This window comes from Halonatronomonas betaini, assembly GCF_015666175.1.
Taxonomy (GTDB): domain Bacteria; phylum Bacillota; class Halanaerobiia; order Halanaerobiales; family Halarsenatibacteraceae; genus Halonatronomonas; species Halonatronomonas betaini.
Genome location: NZ_JADPIE010000008.1, coordinates 29,366 through 50,416, shown reverse-complemented (window position 1 = coordinate 50,416; position 21,051 = coordinate 29,366). Strand labels below are relative to the sequence as shown.

General features: G+C 38.2%; 19 protein-coding genes, 1 tRNA gene and 2 riboswitches. Of the genes, 2 read left to right on the top strand and 18 right to left on the bottom strand.

Annotated elements, in window-relative coordinates:
• Entirely contained in the window at positions 1–939 is a 939-nt protein-coding gene (locus I0Q91_RS12665) for an AAA family ATPase (RefSeq protein WP_270454985.1), read from the bottom strand.
• 143 nt (positions 940–1,082) lie between these two features.
• Between I0Q91_RS12665 and htpX the strand changes: the two genes are divergently transcribed.
• A complete protein-coding gene (gene htpX, locus I0Q91_RS12660; protein WP_270454984.1) occupies positions 1,083–1,925 on the top strand; it encodes a zinc metalloprotease HtpX in 843 nt (280 codons plus the stop codon).
• Positions 1,926–2,015: 90 nt separating this feature from the next.
• On the opposite strand, the gene I0Q91_RS12655 is transcribed toward htpX, so the two are convergent.
• The 13 genes from I0Q91_RS12655 to I0Q91_RS12595 form a co-directional block, all read right to left on the bottom strand.
• Positions 2,016–2,114, bottom strand: a tRNA-Sec gene (locus tag I0Q91_RS12655).
• Positions 2,115–2,178: 64 nt separating this feature from the next.
• A complete protein-coding gene (selB, locus tag I0Q91_RS12650; RefSeq protein WP_270454983.1) occupies positions 2,179–4,092 on the bottom strand; it encodes a selenocysteine-specific translation elongation factor in 1,914 nt (637 codons plus the stop codon).
• A 1-nt stretch (position 4,093) separates the two neighbouring features.
• Entirely contained in the window at positions 4,094–5,521 is a 1,428-nt protein-coding gene (gene selA, locus I0Q91_RS12645; protein ID WP_270454982.1) for an L-seryl-tRNA(Sec) selenium transferase, read from the bottom strand.
• 276 nt (positions 5,522–5,797) lie between these two features.
• Positions 5,798–6,946, bottom strand: coding sequence for a glycine/sarcosine/betaine reductase complex component C subunit alpha (gene grdD, locus I0Q91_RS12640; RefSeq protein WP_270454981.1), 1,149 nt, complete (start codon positions 6,944–6,946; stop codon positions 5,798–5,800).
• A 14-nt stretch (positions 6,947–6,960) separates the two neighbouring features.
• Positions 6,961–8,505 (bottom strand): glycine/sarcosine/betaine reductase complex component C subunit beta, encoded by a 1,545-nt coding sequence (gene grdC / locus I0Q91_RS12635; protein WP_270454980.1) that lies wholly within the window; start codon positions 8,503–8,505, stop codon positions 6,961–6,963.
• A 114-nt stretch (positions 8,506–8,619) separates the two neighbouring features.
• Positions 8,620–9,936: a glycine reductase complex selenoprotein B gene (gene grdB / locus I0Q91_RS12630; protein ID WP_270454979.1), complete on the bottom strand. Its 1,317-nt coding sequence runs from the start codon at positions 9,934–9,936 to the stop codon at positions 8,620–8,622.
• A gap of 33 nt (positions 9,937–9,969) precedes the next feature.
• Positions 9,970–10,437, bottom strand: a complete 468-nt coding sequence (gene grdA, locus I0Q91_RS12625) for a glycine/sarcosine/betaine reductase complex selenoprotein A (RefSeq protein WP_270454978.1) — start codon at positions 10,435–10,437, stop codon at positions 9,970–9,972.
• 34 nt (positions 10,438–10,471) lie between these two features.
• Positions 10,472–11,755, bottom strand: coding sequence for a glycine/sarcosine/betaine reductase component B subunit (locus I0Q91_RS12620; protein ID WP_270454977.1), 1,284 nt, complete (start codon positions 11,753–11,755; stop codon positions 10,472–10,474).
• Positions 11,756–11,783: 28 nt separating this feature from the next.
• On the bottom strand, positions 11,784–12,104 hold the full coding sequence (gene trxA / locus I0Q91_RS12615; RefSeq protein ID WP_270454976.1) for a thioredoxin TrxA: 321 nt from the start codon (positions 12,102–12,104) through the stop codon (positions 11,784–11,786).
• Between the two features lie 28 nt (positions 12,105–12,132).
• Entirely contained in the window at positions 12,133–13,347 is a 1,215-nt protein-coding gene (gene trxB, locus I0Q91_RS12610; RefSeq protein WP_270454975.1) for a thioredoxin-disulfide reductase, read from the bottom strand.
• Position 13,348: 1 nt separating this feature from the next.
• On the bottom strand, positions 13,349–13,738 hold the full coding sequence (locus I0Q91_RS12605) for a GrdX family protein (protein WP_270454974.1): 390 nt from the start codon (positions 13,736–13,738) through the stop codon (positions 13,349–13,351).
• A gap of 83 nt (positions 13,739–13,821) precedes the next feature.
• A riboswitch (glycine riboswitch) is annotated at positions 13,822–13,897 on the bottom strand.
• A 3-nt stretch (positions 13,898–13,900) separates the two neighbouring features.
• Positions 13,901–14,004, bottom strand: a riboswitch (glycine riboswitch).
• Between the two features lie 190 nt (positions 14,005–14,194).
• The gene (locus tag I0Q91_RS12600; protein WP_270454973.1) at positions 14,195–14,626 is read right to left on the bottom strand and encodes an Hsp20/alpha crystallin family protein; all 432 of its coding nucleotides are present in this window, start codon (positions 14,624–14,626) and stop codon (positions 14,195–14,197) included.
• Positions 14,627–14,805: 179 nt separating this feature from the next.
• Positions 14,806–17,220, bottom strand: a complete 2,415-nt coding sequence (locus I0Q91_RS12595) for a Lon protease family protein (RefSeq protein WP_270454972.1) — start codon at positions 17,218–17,220, stop codon at positions 14,806–14,808.
• A gap of 170 nt (positions 17,221–17,390) precedes the next feature.
• On the opposite strand from I0Q91_RS12595, the gene I0Q91_RS12590 reads away from it, so the two are divergent.
• The gene (locus I0Q91_RS12590) at positions 17,391–18,047 is read left to right on the top strand and encodes a redox-sensing transcriptional repressor Rex (RefSeq protein ID WP_270454971.1); all 657 of its coding nucleotides are present in this window, start codon (positions 17,391–17,393) and stop codon (positions 18,045–18,047) included.
• Positions 18,048–18,051: 4 nt separating this feature from the next.
• Here the strand turns inward: I0Q91_RS12590 and I0Q91_RS12585 are convergent, their stop codons facing one another.
• The 4 genes from I0Q91_RS12585 to phoU form a co-directional block, all read right to left on the bottom strand.
• The gene (locus I0Q91_RS12585; RefSeq protein WP_270454970.1) at positions 18,052–18,333 is read right to left on the bottom strand and encodes a DUF503 domain-containing protein; all 282 of its coding nucleotides are present in this window, start codon (positions 18,331–18,333) and stop codon (positions 18,052–18,054) included.
• The gene (locus I0Q91_RS12580; protein ID WP_270454969.1) at positions 18,330–18,872 is read right to left on the bottom strand and encodes a hypothetical protein; all 543 of its coding nucleotides are present in this window, start codon (positions 18,870–18,872) and stop codon (positions 18,330–18,332) included. Before I0Q91_RS12580 ends, I0Q91_RS12585 begins: the two co-directional genes overlap by 4 nt.
• Before the next feature lie 17 nt (positions 18,873–18,889).
• On the bottom strand, positions 18,890–20,281 hold the full coding sequence (gene hydA, locus I0Q91_RS12575; protein WP_270454968.1) for a dihydropyrimidinase: 1,392 nt from the start codon (positions 20,279–20,281) through the stop codon (positions 18,890–18,892).
• Positions 20,282–20,356: 75 nt separating this feature from the next.
• Positions 20,357–21,010, bottom strand: coding sequence for a phosphate signaling complex protein PhoU (phoU, locus tag I0Q91_RS12570; protein ID WP_270454967.1), 654 nt, complete (start codon positions 21,008–21,010; stop codon positions 20,357–20,359).
• Between the last annotated feature and the right edge of the window lie 41 nt (positions 21,011–21,051).

The following is a 21,051-nucleotide window of genomic DNA, read 5'->3' as shown; positions in this document are numbered from 1 at the left end:
TTATTCCTCTCCCTCAACTGGGACAGCTATCTCCTTAAGAACTTCTCTAACGATCCTTTCTGGCTTAAGGCCCCTGAGATTGGCCTGTTCTTTAAGCAGGATTCTATGGCCTGCCGCCGGTGGAAAGACTGCCTGAATATCATCGGGGATCACATAGTCCCGATCATAGATTAAAGCCCTGGCCATACTTGCTCGCATAATAGCTAAAGAGGCTCTTGGACTTAATCCTAATTCAACATTTTCTTTCTCTCTGGTTGCCCTGACCAGTTCTGTTATATAATTTTTCATATCTGAAGAAATCTTAACTTTTTTTACCTGCTGCTGGAGCTCAATGATTGTCTCTTTATCTATAACCGGTTCCAGACTATAAAATGGGTCTTCCTGCTGATATTTATCTAAAATCTCAAACTCAACTTCCCTGGATGGATATCCTACCTGAAGTTTAAATAAAAAACGGTCTAGCTGGGCCTCTGGCAGTGGAAAAGTTCCTTCCAGTTCTACCGGGTTCTGAGTTGCAACCACTAGAAATGGCTCCTCTAATTTTCTGGTATTTCCCTCAACTGTAATCTGCCGCTCCTCCATAACTTCAAGGAGACTGGACTGGGTCCTGGGCACAGCTCTATTGATCTCATCTGCCAGCAGAATATTGGTCTCTATCGGTCCTGACCTGAAAGAAAATTCATTCTCTTTCTGATTATAAAAATAAAGTCCTGTTACATCTGCAGGCTGGAGATCAGGTGTAAATTGAATTCTTGAAAATTTAACACCTAGTGAACAGGCCAGGGAATTGGCCAGTCTGGTCTTACCGATACCAGGCACATCATCAAAGAGGATATGGCCCTGGGCCAGCATTGCAACCAGCATCATCTCAACAACATCTTCCTTACCAAAGATTACCTTACCAATATTGTCACTGACTTTTTTAATTTCTTTATGCATAATCGACTCCTTATATATTATTTATTTAAAAGAATCTTTAAAAAATCTTCATAATTAAGGGCTTACAGGAAACTTTGGGACTTGCAGAATCTTTAAAAATAAGTTAAAATTAATTAAATAGAGATAGAAAGGGGTGAAATTTAATGTATCATTTAAAGACATTTCTATTAATGGCTATATTAACTGTTGTACTTGTTGTATTTGGTGGTATTTTAGGCGGCGAATCTGGTCTGATTATGGCTTTCGGTTTTGCACTTATATTAAATTTCTTTAGTTTCTGGTTCAGTGATAAATTGGCTATAAAGATGACCAAATCCCGTCCACTAACTGAAGAAGAGGCACCAAAACTTCATAAAATCATAAAGGATTTAAGCGATCAAGCCGGGCTACCAATGCCGAAGGTTTATGTTACACCTTCCAGTCAGCCTAATGCCTTTGCCACAGGTCGGAATCCTAAGAATTCAGCTGTTGCTTTAACTGAAGGGATTATCCGATTACTGGATAAAGACGAGCTTGAGGGCGTTATTGCCCATGAGCTATCCCATATTAAAAATCGAGACACTTTAATTAGTACTCTCGCTGCTGTAATGGCCGGTGCTCTAGCATTTATGGCCAGAATGGGACGTTTCAGAATGATCTTTGGCGGCCGGAGAAACCGTTCAGGTGGCGGTCTTGCTATGCTTGTACAGATTCTAGCAATAATCTTTGCCCCACTGGCAGCTTTAGTTGTCAGAATGGCAATCTCCAGAACCAGAGAATATAAGGCAGATGAGACTGCTGCCAGGATTACCGGTAACCCTAATGGATTGGCCAGTGCTCTAAGAAAGATGGAGCGTCAGGCCAAAGGTAATCCAATGGAAGTCAATGAAGCCACTTCCCATATGTTTATCATTAATCCACTCTCTGGTGAGGGTATGAGTAAATTATTTAGCACCCACCCAACAACTGAAGATAGAATTGAAAAGCTTGAAAGTTTAAAGATCTAAATTAAAAAAGTATAACCGATAAAAAAACCCTCTGGTATTATAATACCAGAGGGTTTTATATTTCATAGAATAATCTCAGAAAGTATATTTTGGCGGGAATGTGTGGGAATCGAACCCACCACAGACCGGCTACCCGGCCCGCCAGCGGATTTGAAGTCCGTGGAGTCCACCATGGACCCAGCCATTCCCGCTAACCTCTTATATTATAATATATTAAGCTACGATTGTAAAGCTATTTCATATGATTTCAAAGCTATTTTAGATATCTTTTATCACCATCACGATAGGTTAAACCCTCATCATCAAAATATTCCAGCAAAGGCAGTGCATATTTCCTGCTACTATCAATCATATCTCTAAACTGGCTTAGTTCAAGGCTATCATTTTGCAAAAAGAATTCTTTTAATTTTTCTTCTGCTTCAGCAATCGCTTCCTCAGTAAAATAGAGATCTTCAGTCAGGCGGACCAATTTACCCTCTTCCTCTAAAGCTCCAATAACCTCTCTGATTAATTTTTGATTATCTTCATCTAGAGCTTCTGCTAAATCACTTATTTCTGGTGGATTAAATTTATTTTTTGCAAAAAACTCAAGAGCTCCAGATTTTATTTCAGCTGCCCTGCCGGTAAATTCAACTTCAAAACCGGCCTCTTTAATATACTTCTGGGAAAGCACTAATTTTCCTGCTTCTGCCAGCTCCTCAGCCAGTTGATTAAATTCATTAGTATTAAGCTCAACTGACAGACTTGATCTAAGTTCAGCTCTGCTGATCCCTGGCCGTAAGGGCTGCTTCTGATGATAATTTTTAGTTATTTCTATCATCTCGTTTTGAGCCTGATTTTTCGGCTCTGCTGCCAGATAACTGGGCTTTTGATATCTGGAAAGCTCATAAACCTGACCGGACTCTAGTAAATTTTCTAGATGATTATTTATTTCTGATTCTGAAAGGCCTGTTCGCTCAATCAGATCATCAATTCTTAATGGCTTTCCTGCCAGCCTCAGGGTAAGCTCTAGCCTTTCTGCTGGTGTACCACTCTCTTTTATTTTAAGTTCTTCAATAGCGGCAGAATCATGGCGCTTCCGTCTTGGCGATGAGTTCTCCAGGACTTTGCCGCCGCCAATTGTTGTCATCGGTGAATATCGCCTGATTACAAAGTTTTCTTTAAATCTGGAGACTATAGTCTCTTCCAGGCGGAACTGGACCAGTCCTGATTCTCCAGGCAGAATCTCATCTTTATCTATAAGATAAGCCCTGCCCAAAACCTCTCTGGCTCCTATATGGAATCGGATTCTGGTATCATTTTCTAAAACCATTGGAGATGATGGCAAAAGCTTAACCCGACCATCTAATCTGGAGGTTGCTATTAGACTGCCTGGTGTGGCCAGAACATCTCCACGCTCGATATCTTCTTTATCTATTCCTGCCAGATTAACCCCGGTTCTCTCGCCAGGATAGGCCGCTTCAACTTTCTCGTTATGAACCTGAATACTCCTGATTCTGGCCTCATTCTTATCTGGATAGATTAACATCTGGCTGCCTGTTTCCAGGGTTCCGCTAACCAGTGTTCCGGTAATAACTGTGCCAAAGCCTGACATTGTAAAGACCCGATCGATCGGCAGATAGACATTGCTTGATTCATCCTTGCCAGGAATCTTTGAAGCCTCTTTTAATAAAGCTTTTTTTAATTTATCAAGTCCGGTGCCATCTATTGCTGAGACTGGAATAAAGGGAGCATCCTTTAAAAAGCTATCGCTAAGCTGATCTTTAGAATCTTCAACTACCAGTTCCAGCCAGTCTGGCTCTACTTTATCGGCCTTGGTGATTGCAACAACTCCATATTTAACCTGGAGCAGTTCCAGGATTGCCAGATGCTCTCTAGTCTGGGGCATTATCCCCTCATCTGCTGCAATAACGAGGAGTGCAAGATCTACCCCGGCTGCCCCTGCCAGCATATTTTTAATAAACTTTTCATGACCAGGCACATCAATTATCCCGGCATGGATCTCATCTGAGAGATCAAAGCCGGTAAAACCGAGATCGATTGAAATACCCCGTTCTTTCTCTTCTTTTAATCGATCAGTATCAGCCCCGGTTAAGGCACCGATTAATGTGGTCTTGCCGTGATCGATATGGCCGGCTGTACCGACAATAATATTTTTCTGTCTCATATTATTCGACCTCCAGCTCTTTAAAGGCATCTATGATTATTTCCTGATCACCTTCCTGTAAGGTCCTCAGATCAATAACTAGTTTTTCGTCTTTTATTCTGGTGAAAATTGGAGGATAATGAGACCTAAGAGCTGATGCAATTTTTGAAGCTCCAACCCCTGGCCAATCAATTGTTACCGTTAAAGTTGGTAGCTCAGATAATGGATAGGCTCCACCACCAACTCTGGAAATATCTTCTTCAATCTGACATTTTATATTATCAGGCAAAACATCTTTTAATGAAGCCTGTAACTCTTTTGCTGGCTCCCTTAAATCATCACGATCCAGGCTTAACATATTTAAAGTTGGTATCTTATCAATAACTGTTTCTGGTCTGAGATAAGCTTTAAGGGTGCCTTCCAGGGCGGCCAGTGTATATTTATCGACTCTAACAGCTCTGGTCAGTGGGTGCTTTTTCATCTTCTCAATAAGATCTTTGCGGCCAACAATGATTCCAGCCTGAGGTCCACCTAAAATCTTATCACCACTGAATGTTACAATATCGCCACCGGCTTCAACTCTTTCAGCCACAGTCGGCTCTCTTTCAAGTCCAAATTCTGTCATATCTAAAAAGACACCGCTGCCCAGGTCATCAAGGACAGGGATATCATATTTATGACCGAGCTGGACTAATTGATCCAGGCCTACTTCTTCTGTAAAACCTACGACTTTATAATTACTGGTATGGACTTTTAATAACATCCCGGTATTTTCATTGATTTCTCTGGCATAATCTTCAATATATACTTTGTTAGTTGTACCGACTTCAACTAAATCGGCTCCTCCCTGTTCCATAACTGCTGGAATTCTAAAAGAGCCGCCGATTTCAATTAATTCTCCTCTGGAGATGATAATCTCTTTGCCTGAAGCGAAGGTTGAAATTGCAAGGAGGACTGCTGCAGCATTATTATTGACAACAAAGGCTGCTTCAGCTCCAGTCAGGCGACAGATTAGCTCTTCAACATTATCATAGCGGGAACCTCTCTCACCGGTATTTCTATCGATCTCTAATGTATTATAATGGCTGGCAACCATTTCGACCATCTCTTTAGCTTCCTTTGACAGGAGTGATCGACCCAGATTAGTGTGGACAATTACTCCAGTCCCATTTACAACTGGTGCCAGTTGAGGTCTAAATTCTTTTTCTAAATTACTGGCTATATTATCAAGGATTTTTTCTAAAGTTAATGAGTCGACTATTGCTTCAGCCTCTTCAAATCTTTCTTTGTCAAGCAATTTTAATATTTTTCGGCGCTGATATTCTAATTCATCACGGATACCCTGGATAAGGAGATCCCGGTTATATTCTTCTGTCAATTGATCTGCTTTTTCATGCTTTATAATATCATTTACTGATGGTAATTGACGCAATAACTGATTTTTATTCATAGCTGATTCTCCTTTCACTGCTTATACTATTCTCGATTTTTAGATTAACTCCTGCTAATTAATAAGACTTATTTAATTTTAGTTATATGTATGATTATACTCAAAATTATTAAATAAGAGTCGATTATTGTCTTTGTGAAATATGTTAAGAGATACTACTTGGTAACCGTCGGGTAACCGGCAGGTCCCTTAAAAATATATGAAACCCTGCCGGGATTTTTCCTGCCAGCAGGGTATATTATTCATCTAAAATGTATATTATGCTTTAATCATCTTTTAACCGATAAAACCTGCTTTCTTTAATATTTCTCTGGCCTCGGCTTTATCTGCTTCATTGATCATTATCACTGGCCCGGTACAGCCCATACCTGTCTCGGCATAGATATCCTCTGCCCAGAGGGTCTCTTTGGCTGTCTCGATATCAAGGACATCTATTCCTGCTATCTCTGCCCCTGTCTGCTTCTTATCCGGGGCTTTAACAGCTTCTGTTGATTCTTTAGCCTTAGGCTTAAGCTCTTCGATAATATCCTTTAAACCGGCCTTCTCGGCTGATTTAAGCTCTCTGTTGTAGATAGCTGTCAGGTCGTTTCTAGCTCCATCTGCCATATATTCCATGGCTCCTGCAACTACCGGGGCTCCAGAGGCTCTAGAGACTATTCCGATAATATTATCCTGGTCAGGGCCTAGCCCTGGACCATAGCCGTAGCCTGAGACTTCTATATTACCACCTGACTGGCTGGCTGAAAATAATTTCATTAAGATATTACCAGTCAGGGTATCACAGACCATCACATCTGTGCTGCCTAATAATAGGTCATTTCCCCGCATGACTGAGCCGCCATCGCTTCTGGCTGAGGTGGCAAACTCAAACTCATACCCATTATCCTTTAGCTTATTTAAGGCCTGCTCTACCTTTCTGGCCCCTTCAACATTCAAGACACCTACTTCAGGATTATCGATCCCGATAGCCTTAGCTGAGGCTATTCCGGCAATGGCATTTCTAACCATGGCCTCGACCCTATCAGTTGCCGATGTCCCTGTGGTGGTGGCTATAATCATCTCATCACCTGAGGCCGGTGAGATCACTCTACCGACTGTTGCTACTCCCATCGGGAAGTTGTAATGGAGGGTTACTGCTCCATCTATTTCGCCTTTATTAAAAAGCTCTTCCATTATCTGATGGGCATCATCCAGGCAGTCGGCATAATGGTGCTCGAAGTTTTCAATACCCTCTTCACCGATTATGACCGGCTCGATATCTGATCTCTTTCTGATAAGTTTTCTAACACCGTTAAGAAGTTCCTTGCTGCCGTGTTCACTCCCTGGGGTTGTCAGGGCTATTTTTTGTTTGCTGCCAAACTGGCCGCTCTCAATTGCATCTGCTATCTCGTTAAAGACTGCTGCTACTTCTCTTTTAGCTTCCATTTTAAGCCACCTCCTTACTCTTTATCGTCTTCTATTAAGCTCTCTGCCATACCGCGCATGGCTTGAGCTATCATTGATTTAATCTCTTCTCTATCAGCTGTCTCTTCTTTTGAGCCTGCACCGGTATTTTTCTCCATGAGGAATGAAACTCCGTCAAACTGATTGGTCATTCTGGCTAAAAAGAGACTGCCTTTACCGATAATCATTGCTCTATTTAATTTATCAGCTGCCATCATCTCTGCTGCCGGCCCGATAAAGGGTACTCCTGATGGAATATGGCCCTGGGTTGGTGCAAAGCCTGGCATGCCGTGTTCTTTAACAAAATTCATTAGCTCTTTTCTTTCAAGATCGCCCCTTTTGACACCTAGAGCTGCTATCATCTTGTAATTGGCTTCAGGCACATTACCTGCTCCAGCCGGTTCGGTCATCTCAGGGTTTTGCATCTCGACTGAGTATTTATCGACCTCAGACATCTTTAGCCCTGCTTTATCCAGGCCATCGGTAACTAATGCTGAGATTACTGCCTGTGGTGATGAGCCCTTACCGACAGTATGTTTACCCAGGGCATCGGTTCTCAGGATTGGGCTTACGCCATCATCGGCTGTAATTAGAACTGCAAAGCCGCCAAGGGTATCCTCAAGTACAGGTGTTTCTTTTTTAACATTATCTTTACCGTTCATGCCTAATTTAGCTACTGCTCCACCGGCTACAACTGCAACCTGCTCATAGACTCCTGCTTTAACTAGAGCTGCACCGTTAATTAGTGAATGGGCTGGACCTGCACAGAAACCTCTGGTATCGCTACCTGTGGCATTTACACAGCCTGCTTTTTCTGCTATCGCTTTGGCAAAGTTGCCGCCGCCACGCTGGTTCATATCTCCACAGGCTTCTTCTGAACATTCGATAACATATTCTATATCTTCTAGGTTAACTTCTTCTCTCTGACCTAAATGCAGTAAGGCCAGGACTCCACTTGCTTTACTCATTAGGTTTTCCATGATAACATGGGCACTTAGATTCTCATCGCTCTCATGGGCACCTTTAACGACTCCGACTAATCTATCGCCTAGATAGAGAGGTTCTGTCCGGCTGCCGTTATGGAGCTCTTCTATCTTTTCTTTCGGTGTACCTTTTAGTTCTAAATCAAGTTTTCCTAAAAGGGGATGGTCGTTTAATTTTGGTTCTATCTCTTTAACGAACTCTTCTTCTAATTTCACTAAATCAAAGACATCGACAAACTGGACTAAACCATAGAACTCATCTTCTGGCATAATCTCGCCTCTTTTGCCGAAACGTTTTTCTTCTAAAAGATTATCCTCTGCATACCAGGGTCTTGCAATCTCCTTTAGTTCATCCGGTAAAATATTACCGATATAGCACTGGTTTGGGGCATATCTTACTGCTTCGGAAAAATCTCTTAAATAGTTATCTAAATTCTTTAGATATTCGCTCTCGCTATCTTTATTTCTGGCCTGGGTCTGAGTTGTCCCGCCTACCTTCAATGTGTTTGGTGTATGAGCTAATATATAACTTGATCCTTTTATTACTGCTTCCTGCATCTTATGATACCTCCTTGTAATTTTAAAGGGGATCTACCCCCTGCCTTTTGGCAAAATAAAACTAAAAATTTTATAATAATAGCGGTGGACAGTGAGCCCACCGCTAATTTAAGCTTAATCTAACTCTTCAAAGACAGTCTGTTCTTTAATTTCAGTTGTTAAGGCTCTAAGAGCTCTTTCAACTATCTCTCTCCGAACATTTTTCTCTTCATCTTCATCCAGTTTTGGATTACCGAGTGGATGAGGGATGGCAATTGCAGGTACGATTCTATTGGCACCTACAGTCTTTGAAATTGGAACTACTGTAGCGATATGAACTACCGGGATACCTTCTCTTTCAATCTCTTTAACCATCGTTGCACCGCAACGAGTACAGGTACCTCAGGTAGATGTCAGGATAACTGCCTGAACATCATTATCCTTTAAATCCTGGGCTATCTCTTTAGCATAGGCCACAGCATTGGCTACAGATGTACCATTACCGACTGTTGAGTAATAATAATCAAAGAGTTCGCCAATCCGGCCTTCATCTTCCATATCCCTTAAAACATCAACAGGAAGAACACAATCTGCATCTTCATTAGCAAAAACCGGATCATAGCCTCCATGAGCTGTCTCATGGCTCTGGGAAGTTAAGTCTTCTAATTCAGAGAGCTTATAACGGCCAAATTTAGATGCACTTGAGGACTCAATATGATCTGGATTACCTTTAGGTACAATTCCTCCAGAAGTTACCAGAGCAATTCTGGCATCTTTCATATTTCTTAATGGGGCAGCCGGGCTTACCCGATCAAATGATGGCATTGGATATTCTGTTTCAAAATCCTGATCATTGATCTTTTTAATAAGCATATCAACTGCTCTTTTAGCGCCTCTCTCTTCAACAAAGACGTTCTTTCTAATACCCCGGGGCATATACCCTGCTTCCTCCGGGCTACCGAGATCACCTTCTGTCTCAACATATTTCTTGATAAGATCTATCATTGCTGGAACTGCTTTTCTCATGCCAGCTGCTGAATTGCTTGTTTCAACAAAGTATCCATACTGACGGAACATCTCATAGCCAGGGTTCTCAGGATACATTCCTGATATAACTGGAATTTCAAGGCCAGCAGCAATTTCTGCAACTGATCCGCAAGCCATTCCATAACGGCCAGCATTAAAGGCTGGACCTGCAATTAATAAATCAGGATTGATTTCTTTTAAATAATCTTCTATCTGAGTTGAAGCATCATCTTTATTTTCATTGAAATAACTATCTCCACAGATAATGGTATGGGTGATTTCACCGTGATCGCTGATACCGCCATTGATTGCATTACCTGGTCCAATTGGACCTTCTTCTAATCGCGGTGCAATATCGGCTTTCTCCTCACCACCGATCTGTCCAAAGAACTGATTTAAATAGTGGACTACTTTTAGCTTTTTCAAGCTGCACCCCCCTTTCTTAAATATCCTAGTTTTTTATACAAATTTACTGAATTTTTCTCTATATTCTTTAACTTCTTCGATAATCTCGTCTACTTCAAGAACCATTTCCATCATGCTGATCTGCTCTTCATAGACATCTTCATCGACTTCATTCTTGATTTCAGGTTCCATAATATGATAAGCTGCGAGTCCTAACTGGACTCCTGCCAGTGGACCTGCAAAGGTTGGATCGCCGTTACTAACAGTTTCACAGGCAAGTCCGGAAGCTTCTGCTTCGGCTCCACCTAAGATAACTACTAGATTTTCTGCACCGTGCTCATCGGCTAAATCCTTAATTCTTTGCTGGTTTTCCAGGTCCATGGCTCCTGCGCTTGTTCAGACAAAACACTCTGTTGTTGTAAAGACTACTTCTGCTTCAGTAGTCTTTATGCATTCTTCGATAGCCGGTCCAGGTACTCCGTCCCGGTCTCCGAGAATTGCTACTTTTTTATTCTCTAACATGAGTTTAGCACCTCCGTAATATTTTTATCTTAATTTAATATCCTCTTGCTGTTAATTTGTTAAAACCTAATTCATTTGTTGATCCTGTAATAGCCTGAATTTCAACAGTTATACTGCCATCTTCAGCCAGACTTCCTTCGAAGCCACCGGCAATTTTATTAGCAAATCTTTCATGGCCGATAACTCTTTCCATTGGCGGCAGTTCAATAACCTCATTAGCATTTCCAGCTGTTACAACAGCATCTGCCTCTGGTGTTGAATCTGCCAGGGATTGAGAGGCTCCATCTCTACCGGCATATTCATCGGTAGTTAGAACAGTTTTAATCCCTTTATCCTCAAGCTTCTTGCAGTTCATAATCAGGTCGGCATCAGGATTTCCAAAACCTTCCTGGGATACAATTGCTGCATCTAAACCGATCTTTTCTGCCAGACGGGCTGTATAACTTGATGACCTTTCCTTATCAGCCAGGGTTACATTTTCATTAGTAATAATTGTGGCTACAAAGTTAAGATCTTTACCATCTCTAGCAAAAAGTTCTTCAATTATCGGGTTATTTTGATGGAAGTAAGTTGCATTCTTATCACAGGCTGATACACAATTACCACTAACAATTGCTCCATCCATAACTTCAGTCGGCGAAATAATAGTCGGTAATATTTCTTTGGCGTCTACTCCGTATACATAGGTATCATGGAGCAGCCCCTGAGTCTGTAACATATAGACATACCCGACTTTTGGAAGATCCCCACCTAATTCACAGGCTTCTAGCAATGGACTGTGGGTATAGGTTTTGACTTCATCTGGATCACAGGTCTTGCCTGCTTCTCCGATATATTTAGCTGCTGTTAAACCAATTAAACGGAGAACTTCTTCATGGATATGAGATTTAATATCATCTTTTACTTCACATGTAATCACAATATTTATAAGTTTTGAAAATGGTGTATAATCTGCTCCAGGACCTGACATATCAATAATACCTTCCTGGAAGCCTACTACCTCTCCAGTTGTGACTACAGAAACCCCTGATAAAGCAATAGTCTTTCCTGAACCTACAAGATCCTCAGACCCAACAAATCCTGGAAATACATCGCCACCTTCAATTTTACACCTTGGCTCGATAACATCTTTAACTGGCATAATCCTAACATTATCACCAGGTCTGACTATTTCCAGATCAATGCTTTCGATCCGATGATCATCTTTTATTTTATGCAACAGTGCCTCTTTATCAATTGTTAAAAGGCCATTTTCAACTTTATTTTCTTCACCAAACTCAACATCTTTAATATGAATTTTTCCTAATTCCAGTTGCATAAAGTCACCTCCCTTCAAATTTTGACAATTATCCTAATAACTCATTTAGAGTTGCTTCAATATCAGCTGGCTCTAAATCATCACCGCTTAAATGCTCTGTCTTCTCTCCATCAACATAAAAGACTATTGATGGAAGACCCATTACCTGCTGCTTCATGGCTAAACGACGGTTGCCTTTAATATTTAACTTGGCAAACTTGGCTTTATCGCCATACTCTTCAGCCAGCTTTTCTACCTCAGGCATTAATTCCTTACATGGGTCACAGCTCTCACTCCAGAAATCTACAACAACTATACCATCACTCTCTAAAACTTCACTATCAAAATTTTCTTTATTAAGCTCTAGCATTTCTTTCACCTCCCTGGTTATAATAAGTTTATTTTAAAAGTCTAGCTAGTTCCTCCTCAGTCGGATTCTCTACTCTCTCGACCTCTTCACCAGACTCTATTATCAATACTGTCGGCACCTTTGTAATATTATAACGCTTAGTTATCAATCTATTTCTATAGGTATCTATCTTGACAAGCTTCTTGGTTTCATCAGCTTCAACACCTAACTCTTCAATATCCTGCAGGGTATTTAAACTCTCATCCTGGGTTGGATTCCAGAAAGCTACAACTACCTGCTTATCTGTCTTTAAGACATTGTCTCTCCAGTGTTCTTCAGCTTCTAAATAACTCTGGGCCATAACTGCTGCTGTTGCTCCATCTCCTGCTGCTGTTACAACCTGTCGGACAACCTTGTCTCTAACATCTCCTGCTGCATAAACACCAGGTACTGTTGTCTTCATATCTTCATCTGCCTTAATATAGCCACCTTCTGTCAGCTCAACATCTGTATCTTCTAAAAAGTCAGTACTTGGCACCCGACCGATGAAGATAAAGATACCATCACAGTCCATCTCAGTTGTCTCGCCTGTCTTGACATTTTTAAGAACTGCTGTCTCTACAATACCCTCACCTTTAACTTCCTGTAAAGTCGAGTTCCAGACAAATTCAATCTTGTCATTGGCATAGGCTCTTTCCTGGAAGAGTTTTTCTGCATCCATTTTGCCCTCTTCATGGATAACAATAATTGTAACTTTAGCAGCAAACTTTGTCAGGTAAATCGCTTCCTCTATTGCTGAGTTACCATTACCGACAACAACAACATGAAGATCATGGAAAAAGTCGGCATCACAGGTTGCACAATAAGAGACTCCTTTACCTTTAAATTCAGCCTCTCCTTCACAGCCTAGCTTTCTTGGCTCTGCTCCTGTTGCTAAAACAATACTTTTAGCTTTGTACTCTTCACCCTTTTTTGTCTTAACGGTCTTGATAAACCCATCTAACTCAAGTTCTTTGACTTCACCTTTGGCAAATTCAGTACCAAATTTCCTGGCATGTTCTTCAAAGCTTTCAACTAACTCCGGAGCAGTGGTATCAACGACTCCTGGATAGTTTTCCATCTCATGATAGTCTGCTACCTGACCGCCCATTTTACTTTTAGATTCTAAAACCAGTGTTTTCAGTTTGGAGCGGGATCCATAAATAGCACTTGATAATCCTGCTGGACCTCCTCCAATAATAAGTAAATCATATACTTCTGACATTTTAAATCAGCTCCTTAATAAGATCATAGTCAATAAGTTGGTAATCTTGCCTGACAGCTTCATTTGTTTTTTCAGAGAAGTCTTTTTCAAGGTCATTTTCAAATTGCTTATATTTCTGCAAAGATCCTTCCATTATCTCCAGAGATCTCATATTTAATTGATTTCCTTCTTCCAGAACTATTGTTCTGTATGGATTGGCCCATGGTTTTACACTGCCAGCTAGAGGATGAGTAATCAACTTATAGCCCTGATGGATTAAATCCCTGGCTTTAGTTAAGACTTTATTGAGATCAGAGAAAAACAATGTTGTATGTTCTGTTAAAATACTCTCTGATTTAACCAAAGGATTATTTGTTATTATTATTAAAACTTTTTCATTGTTCTGAGCCATCCCTATAACCCCATTTCTAAATATCACTTTAAACTGATAATAAACGAAAAAGACAGAACAGTAATGAGAATTAACCATTACCGCTCTGTCTTTAAACCTGAGAGATTACCTGCATTTCATTACAGGGTGCTCCTTCGGTACAATATTGCTTCTCCAGAGATATGTCCAGAAGTAGTCCTTTTACCTGAGAGTTTCATCTATAACCTGGTCAGATTATAAATTTACCCCTTCGGTGGCTTGAAAAAGCTCTCTCCCACTTCTTTCAACCATATTGAAACTATTTAATTTTAAAACGAATATTTTCACAATTTATTTCTATTTTAAGTATACCTGAGTAATATTGTGATGTCAAGTACTTTTGCGATTAAATTTGATTATATTTTTTATAATATATTCTTATCAAAATAACGATAATAAGCCGGCCATATAATTGGCCGGCTTATTATTTCCTTATATTTATTCAATTTCAATTTCTCTCCGCTTTGGCTTTGTTGGCTCTTTTTTAGGAAGATAAATTTTTAAGATGCCATTATCATAACTGGCTTTTATATCATCTTCCTGAACGTTGTCAATATAAAATGAACGCTGGAATGATCCAGTTCTTCTTTCACGGCGAATATAGTTTTCCTCTTCTTCTTTTACTTCATGAGTCTGATTTGCTGAAATTGTTAAACGATCATTATCAATTTCTAGTTCAATATCATCTTTATGCATTCCTGGCAATTCAGCTTCAATTACATATTTATCTTCCTGTTCAATAATATCTGTTTTAAAGTTTGCAGTCATACTTGTAAAGCTATCATCAAAGAAACTATTAATTAAGCTTTCCATTGGATCCTGACCCTGCATCTGACGGTTTCTTCTTCTAAAAGGTACTAAATCAAACATTCAAAACCACCTCCAGATATAATTTTTATTATTTTTGACCATCACTGATCTTTATTTCAATTACTATTATATTGAAATTATAACTAATGGTCAAGCATGGTCAGAGATTTAAAAATCTAAAAATATACGCTAATTTTATATTAGAATTGATTAGCTGCTAATTACTCAATTAATCTCGATTAATGACGAGGTTCCTCTTTATCTTCTTCAATATCTTCATCTTCTTTTTTCTGAGCACCAGGTTTCATTTCTTTAAGATTTTCTGCCATCTCATCTAATGCTTCTATAACTGCCTCATGAACTTCTTCTGCAGGTCTGTCAAAAAACAGTTCGATAGCTTCATCTATTTCAGTAATTGTATAAACATTAAACTCACCAGATTCAACACTATCAACAATTTTATCTTTCAACATTAAGTTCTCTTTATTCTGTTCTGGAATTACAACGCCTTGCTCTCCAGTTAAATCTCTGGATTCACAGACCTGATAAAAGCCCTCTATTTTATAATTAACTCCTCCAATTGGCTGAACCTTTCCACGCTGGTTCATTGAGCCTGTGATGGCTAGGTCCTGCCTTAAAGGAAGTCCAGTAACTGATGAAATAATAGTTAAAAGCTCAGCACAGGAAGCACTATCTCCGTCAACACCAGAATATGACTGTTCAAAAGCTATTGAAGCTGATAATGATAGTGGCTTTTCCTGGGCATACTTCCCACCAAGATATCCAGAAAGAATTAATACCCCTTTATCATGGATCTTGCCGCTCATTTTAGCTTCACGTTCAATATTTACTACACCCTCCTGGCCTAAATATGTCTGACAGGTAATCCTGCTCGGTCTGCCAAATGAATACTCTCCATTTTGATATACTGATAATCCATTTATCTGACCTGTCTCTTCACCAGTAACATCTATCATTAGATGATCTCTTTCGATCATCTCTTGAATTTTTTCCTCTGTGAGATTGGATCTGTCTTCTTTTTTATCAATTGCCCTTAATATATTATCTGCTTCAACAAATTCATTTTCTTCTAACTCTGCCCAGGTATTGGATTCATAAAGAAGCTCCATGATTTTATTAAACCTGGTAGACATCTTTTTAGTATCTCCAGTTAATCTACTACTATATTCTATTATTTTAGAAACTGCATCAGCAGTAAAATGTTTTAAGCCTTCCCTATCACTAACTGAAGCTATAAACCTGGCAAATTTGGTCATGTTTTCATGATTTCTTTCCATTTCAACATCAAAATGAGCCTTTATTTTAAACAGTTTTTTAAATTCTTCATCATAATGATAAAGCAATCTATAAATATAGGGATTGCCAATTAATATCACTTTAACATCAATATCAAATGCCTCTGGTTTTAAAGAACTTATAGGGAAAGTTCTATATTGCTCACCAATATTTTCTACTTTTAACTCCTGATTAATTAATGCCCTTTTTAAAGTTTCCCAGGAAAAAGGATTAGTAAGAACATCTCTTGCCTGTAGTACCAAATAACCTCCATTAGCCTTATGAATTGCACCTGCTTTAATCATTGTAAAATCAGTAGTTATAGTACCCATCTGGCTTTTACCTTCTATTTTACCAAATAAATTATAATAGGTCGGATTAGTTTCATGAATTACAGGTCCACCTTCAGTCTTTGAATTATCTACTAATAGATTAACTTTGTATCTAGTTAAAAAATTATCATCACCCTGAAATTGAACTGGAAAAGGTAATTGATTTTCTTTTTGATCATCAATAAATTGATCTAAATTTTCCAGAATATCTTCCTGAACATCATTGAAATATTCTATAATTTCCTCACCACAATCTGAAAACCGATGCTTTAGCTGATCTATAATAGGCTGAACTACAGCAAGGCCCATCTTTGATTTTAAATCATCCATCTCTTCCTGGGCTTCTTCTTTCATTTCACGAATCTTCCGTAATAATTTTTCAAGACGCTTCTTAATATCCTGACTTTTATTGCGAATTTCCTGTCTCTTTTCTTCATCATATTTCTGATAATCATCCTGTTCAAGTGGTTCTCCATTTTCATCTAAAGGCACAGGAACAGGACCCTGCTTAGTATTCTGTAACATAAATCCTTCTTCACGGATCTCCTGATCAAAATCTTCCATCATTTTATTCGACTTACGCTGATATTCAGCCATAATCTCATTTCTTTTTTCTTCAAACTCTTCCCCTTCAAACTGATTAGGAATTTCTTCTTTTAGCTCTTCCACCATTCTCTCCATCTCATCTCTAAGATGTTTTCCTCTACCAGCAGGAATAGTGAGGGCTTTAGGATTTTCTGAATTAGAAAAATTAAATATATAGATTAAATCATCAGGTGTTTCAAGTTTATCTGCTTTTTTGTTTGCAATTTTTCTTGCATAGGTTTTCTTACCAGTTCCAGGAATTCCAGCCATAAATATATTATAGCCTTCACGATCAATTGTACAACCAAAGTCAACAGCCTCAACTGCTCTTCTCTGCCCAATTATATCTTCTTCATACTTATCCAAATCGTCAGTTGTTTTAAAGTCCAACTCTTCTGATAGACATAAACATCTTAACTCTTCAGCCGATAATCTGGTCATTAAAGACCCTCCTTTAAAATAATTATCAAAAACTTCATACAATATTAAACTTGATTATAATAAAATAATAAGTTATAATATTAACGTGAAGAAAAAATTTTTCAACAAATTGTGATAATTAGAACAATAATTACTTAATTACTCTACTTAAAAAAGGGGGATAACTTTTTATGCCTGATACTAAAGATATACCAGATAAGATTATTCAAAGATTACCCCATTATTACGTACAACTGAAAAAATTACTGTCTGATGATACTGAATATATATCTTCAGAAAAATTATCTAAAATCATGGGTTATTCAAGCTCTCTTATAAGGAGAGACTTAAGTCACTTTGGCAGCTTTGGCAAAAAAAGCTATGGTTATGATATAAATTGCCTTTATGAAACTATTTCAAAAATATTAGGATTTTCTTCAAATAAGAAAATGATTATAATCGGAGCCGGCTTTCTAGGTAGAGCCCTGGCAAATAATAAAAGCTATAAAGAAAGAGGCTACGAATTAATCGGTCTCTTTGATAAAGATCCAGCAATAATTGGTCTTGAATTTAATGGTTTACAGGTGATGGATATAGAGTTTGCTCCAGGGTTTATTAAACAAAATCAAGTTGAAGTAGCTGCTCTAGCTGTCCCCTCAGATGAAGCTCAAAAAGCTGCAAACCTATTGATAAATTCAGGCATCAAAGGAATATGGGACTTTACTGAAACACCAATCTCCGTACCTGATGATATAATTCTTGTAGAACAGAATATGAATGATGGCCTCTGCAAATTATCCTGTAGATTAATGCAAAAAAGCAATGAATGTTCTGAACAAAATGAATAAATAGTTAATAATAAATTCTTTCAGTTTTCATTAATTCAATTCCAGATTTTTGATCTACCAGTTCAATAAGTGATGTAAATGTCCTCTCAATTGGTTTTCTAGAATTGCTTACAGAGACAATACCAATCATAGAGCGCTGCCATAAATCCTGACTATCTATTTCAGCTATGGCCACATTATATTTATTATCTATTTTGTCCAGAAGACTTTTTATGAGTCTTCTTTTTTCTTTTAAAGAGGTAACTCCAGGTAAATAAAGATCAAGCTTTAACCCTATAACTGTCATCTTTCCACAACCGTAAATTCTCCAAAGACAACACTTCCATCAATCATTATATTTGGATTAGTATCTGTTTCCAGTCCTGGAGTTCGATAGGTATATTCTCCAAAAGATATATTGTTTCCATCAGGCATTCTAGCACTTCCAAAAGCTGAACTCACCTTTATTTCAGCAAGCTGATTCCTATCAAGTATTACTGTCCCTGAACCAAATATAACATTTACTTCTAAATTCCTGATTTGATCAGTTTCTATACCTGTTAAGTCTAACTCTCCACTACCAAAAATTATGCTAAATTCATTATCTGTAATATCCTGTTCTGTTATTTTTATATTACTAAAAATAGCAGTCGAACCATCTCGAAAGCTATGGTGAAACCTTGGCCCTCCAATCATTAAACTGACTCCAAGGTAAATAAATAATAAAGCAATAAAGATTCTAAAAAAGGGAATATTAATATTAAAAGATCTTAGAATTGCTGAAATACCAAAAAGAATTAATAATACTCCCCAAAAAGTTTGAGTAAATATAAAACCTATTCTCATATTATTCCTCTCCTTTTTTAACTTTGAAAAACTGAAGAAGTTTTTGCTTTTATAAACTTGCCTCTCCCAGCATCTGATACAAAAGTATCGTTTTTTATGATAGTCTCACCATTAGAAATAGTTTCAACAGGATAACCTAATACTGTAAAGTCAGCATAAGGAGAATAGCCTGCTTCAGAATGTAAGTTATCATCAGATAATTCAACTTCTTTATCAGGATCAAAAATTACAATATCAGCCACTGTCCCCTCTCTAATAACCCCTCTTTCCGGATAAAGTCCAAATATTTTAGCCGGTTCTGTTGATAATAAATCTACCAGTTCTTCATAATTGATTAAACCTCTATTCACACCAAAATGATGCAATAAAGGAAGTAAAGTCTCAGAACCAGGTATACCAGGAAGGGCATTGATTGGTGAATCAGTTAAATTTTTCTGCTCAAGATTAAAGGCACAATGATCAGTTGCCACAGCTTGAATTTCTTTCTTGATAATTGCATCCCAGATTTCCTGATGATCTTCAACCTCTCTTAAAGGCGGCACCATAAAGTATTTAGCTGCATCCTCTCTCTCTAAATATGAGCGATCAAGCAAAAGATAATGGGGGGTAGTCTCGCCAAAAATTCTTAACCCCTGCTGCCTGGCTTCTCTTATAACTTGAACACCTTCTTTAGATGAAATATGAGCAATATAGAGAGGTTGATCCTTATCATCTGCAATTTCAGATAGATTTTTGATAGCTCTGCTCTCTGCCACTCCAGGTCTTAAATCTGGATGATCAGAAAATTTAATTTCATCTTTGACTGCTTGATAATCTTTTAATTTATCCTGAATAGTATCTTCATCTTCACAATGAGCAGTTATCAGTAATTCTAATTCTCCAGCCTTCTGAAAAAGGTCAGGCAGATTATCATCTGCTATCATATATCCCTCTTTCTTATAGGTTGTGAATATCTTCAAATTACTAATTCCAAAATCCTTAATTTCTACCAGCTCATCTGCAATTTCTTCATTAAAATTTTCAACTGTCTGGTGGAGATGAAAATCAATAACAGCTTCAGCCTCGGCTTCAGATATCCTTTCCTTTGCTGAATCTAATAAACTTTTATCATCTTGATGATCTGAATAATCAATAAAGGTAGTAACACCGCCATGGGCAGCTGAAATTGAACCAGTTTCAAAATTATCAGCAGTAGTAGTACCTCGGGAATGTAATAGATAATGGGTATGAGCATCGATTATTCCAGGCATTACTATTTTACCATTTGCATCTATTATATCACATTCTTCCTCTGGTTTTTCAACATCTGGAGAAATAATTTTTATGATTTTATCATCCTCAATTAATATATCTTTCTCCTCTATACCAGATTCTAATACAACCCGGCCTCCAGTAATTAATCTCTTCATTAAGTACCTCGTCCCTCCTGTTCATAAATCTTTATGAATTTTATTAAAGTCGGCCGTTACCGGCCGACTAATCCTTTAATATTTAACTCTATTTCCTGTTACAAGATAAATTGTCTCCTCACCAATATTAGTGGCATGATCACCAATTCTTTCTAATGACTTCGCCACCTTCATAAACCTGAAAACCTGATTTACATCCTGTCTTGCTTCTTTTTTACTCATCAACTTTATATTTTTTTCATAGAGCTGATCATATATATTATCAGCTTTTTCATCATTACGACATGCTGCTTCAGCTAAATCAGCATTTCTAGTTACAAATGCTTCAAGCGCAGCATCTAACATATCTTTAACTATATCTGCCAATTCAGGAATCATGACCAGGGGCTCAAGGTATTCTTCATTTCTAATTTCCAATACCACTTCTGCTATATTAGTTGCATGATCGCCAATTCTCTCAAGATTAGCAGCAATTTTTGAAGTTACCAGAGCAAAACGAGCATCACCAACATATGGTTTCTCTAAAGCCAACAATCGAGCAATTTTATCTTCAATAGTAAAATGCTTATTATCCAGAATATCATCTCTTTCAACAACTTTAAAAGCAAGATCACCATCTTTTGCATCCAGGGCTTTAATAGAATTATGCAACATCTCTTCTGCTATTTCACTCATATCACTTAGATCATTAAGGATTTCTTCTCTTTTTTCATCATATACTTTTGACATTTATTTAACCACGCCCCCTTCAAAATAATTAAAAACTTAAA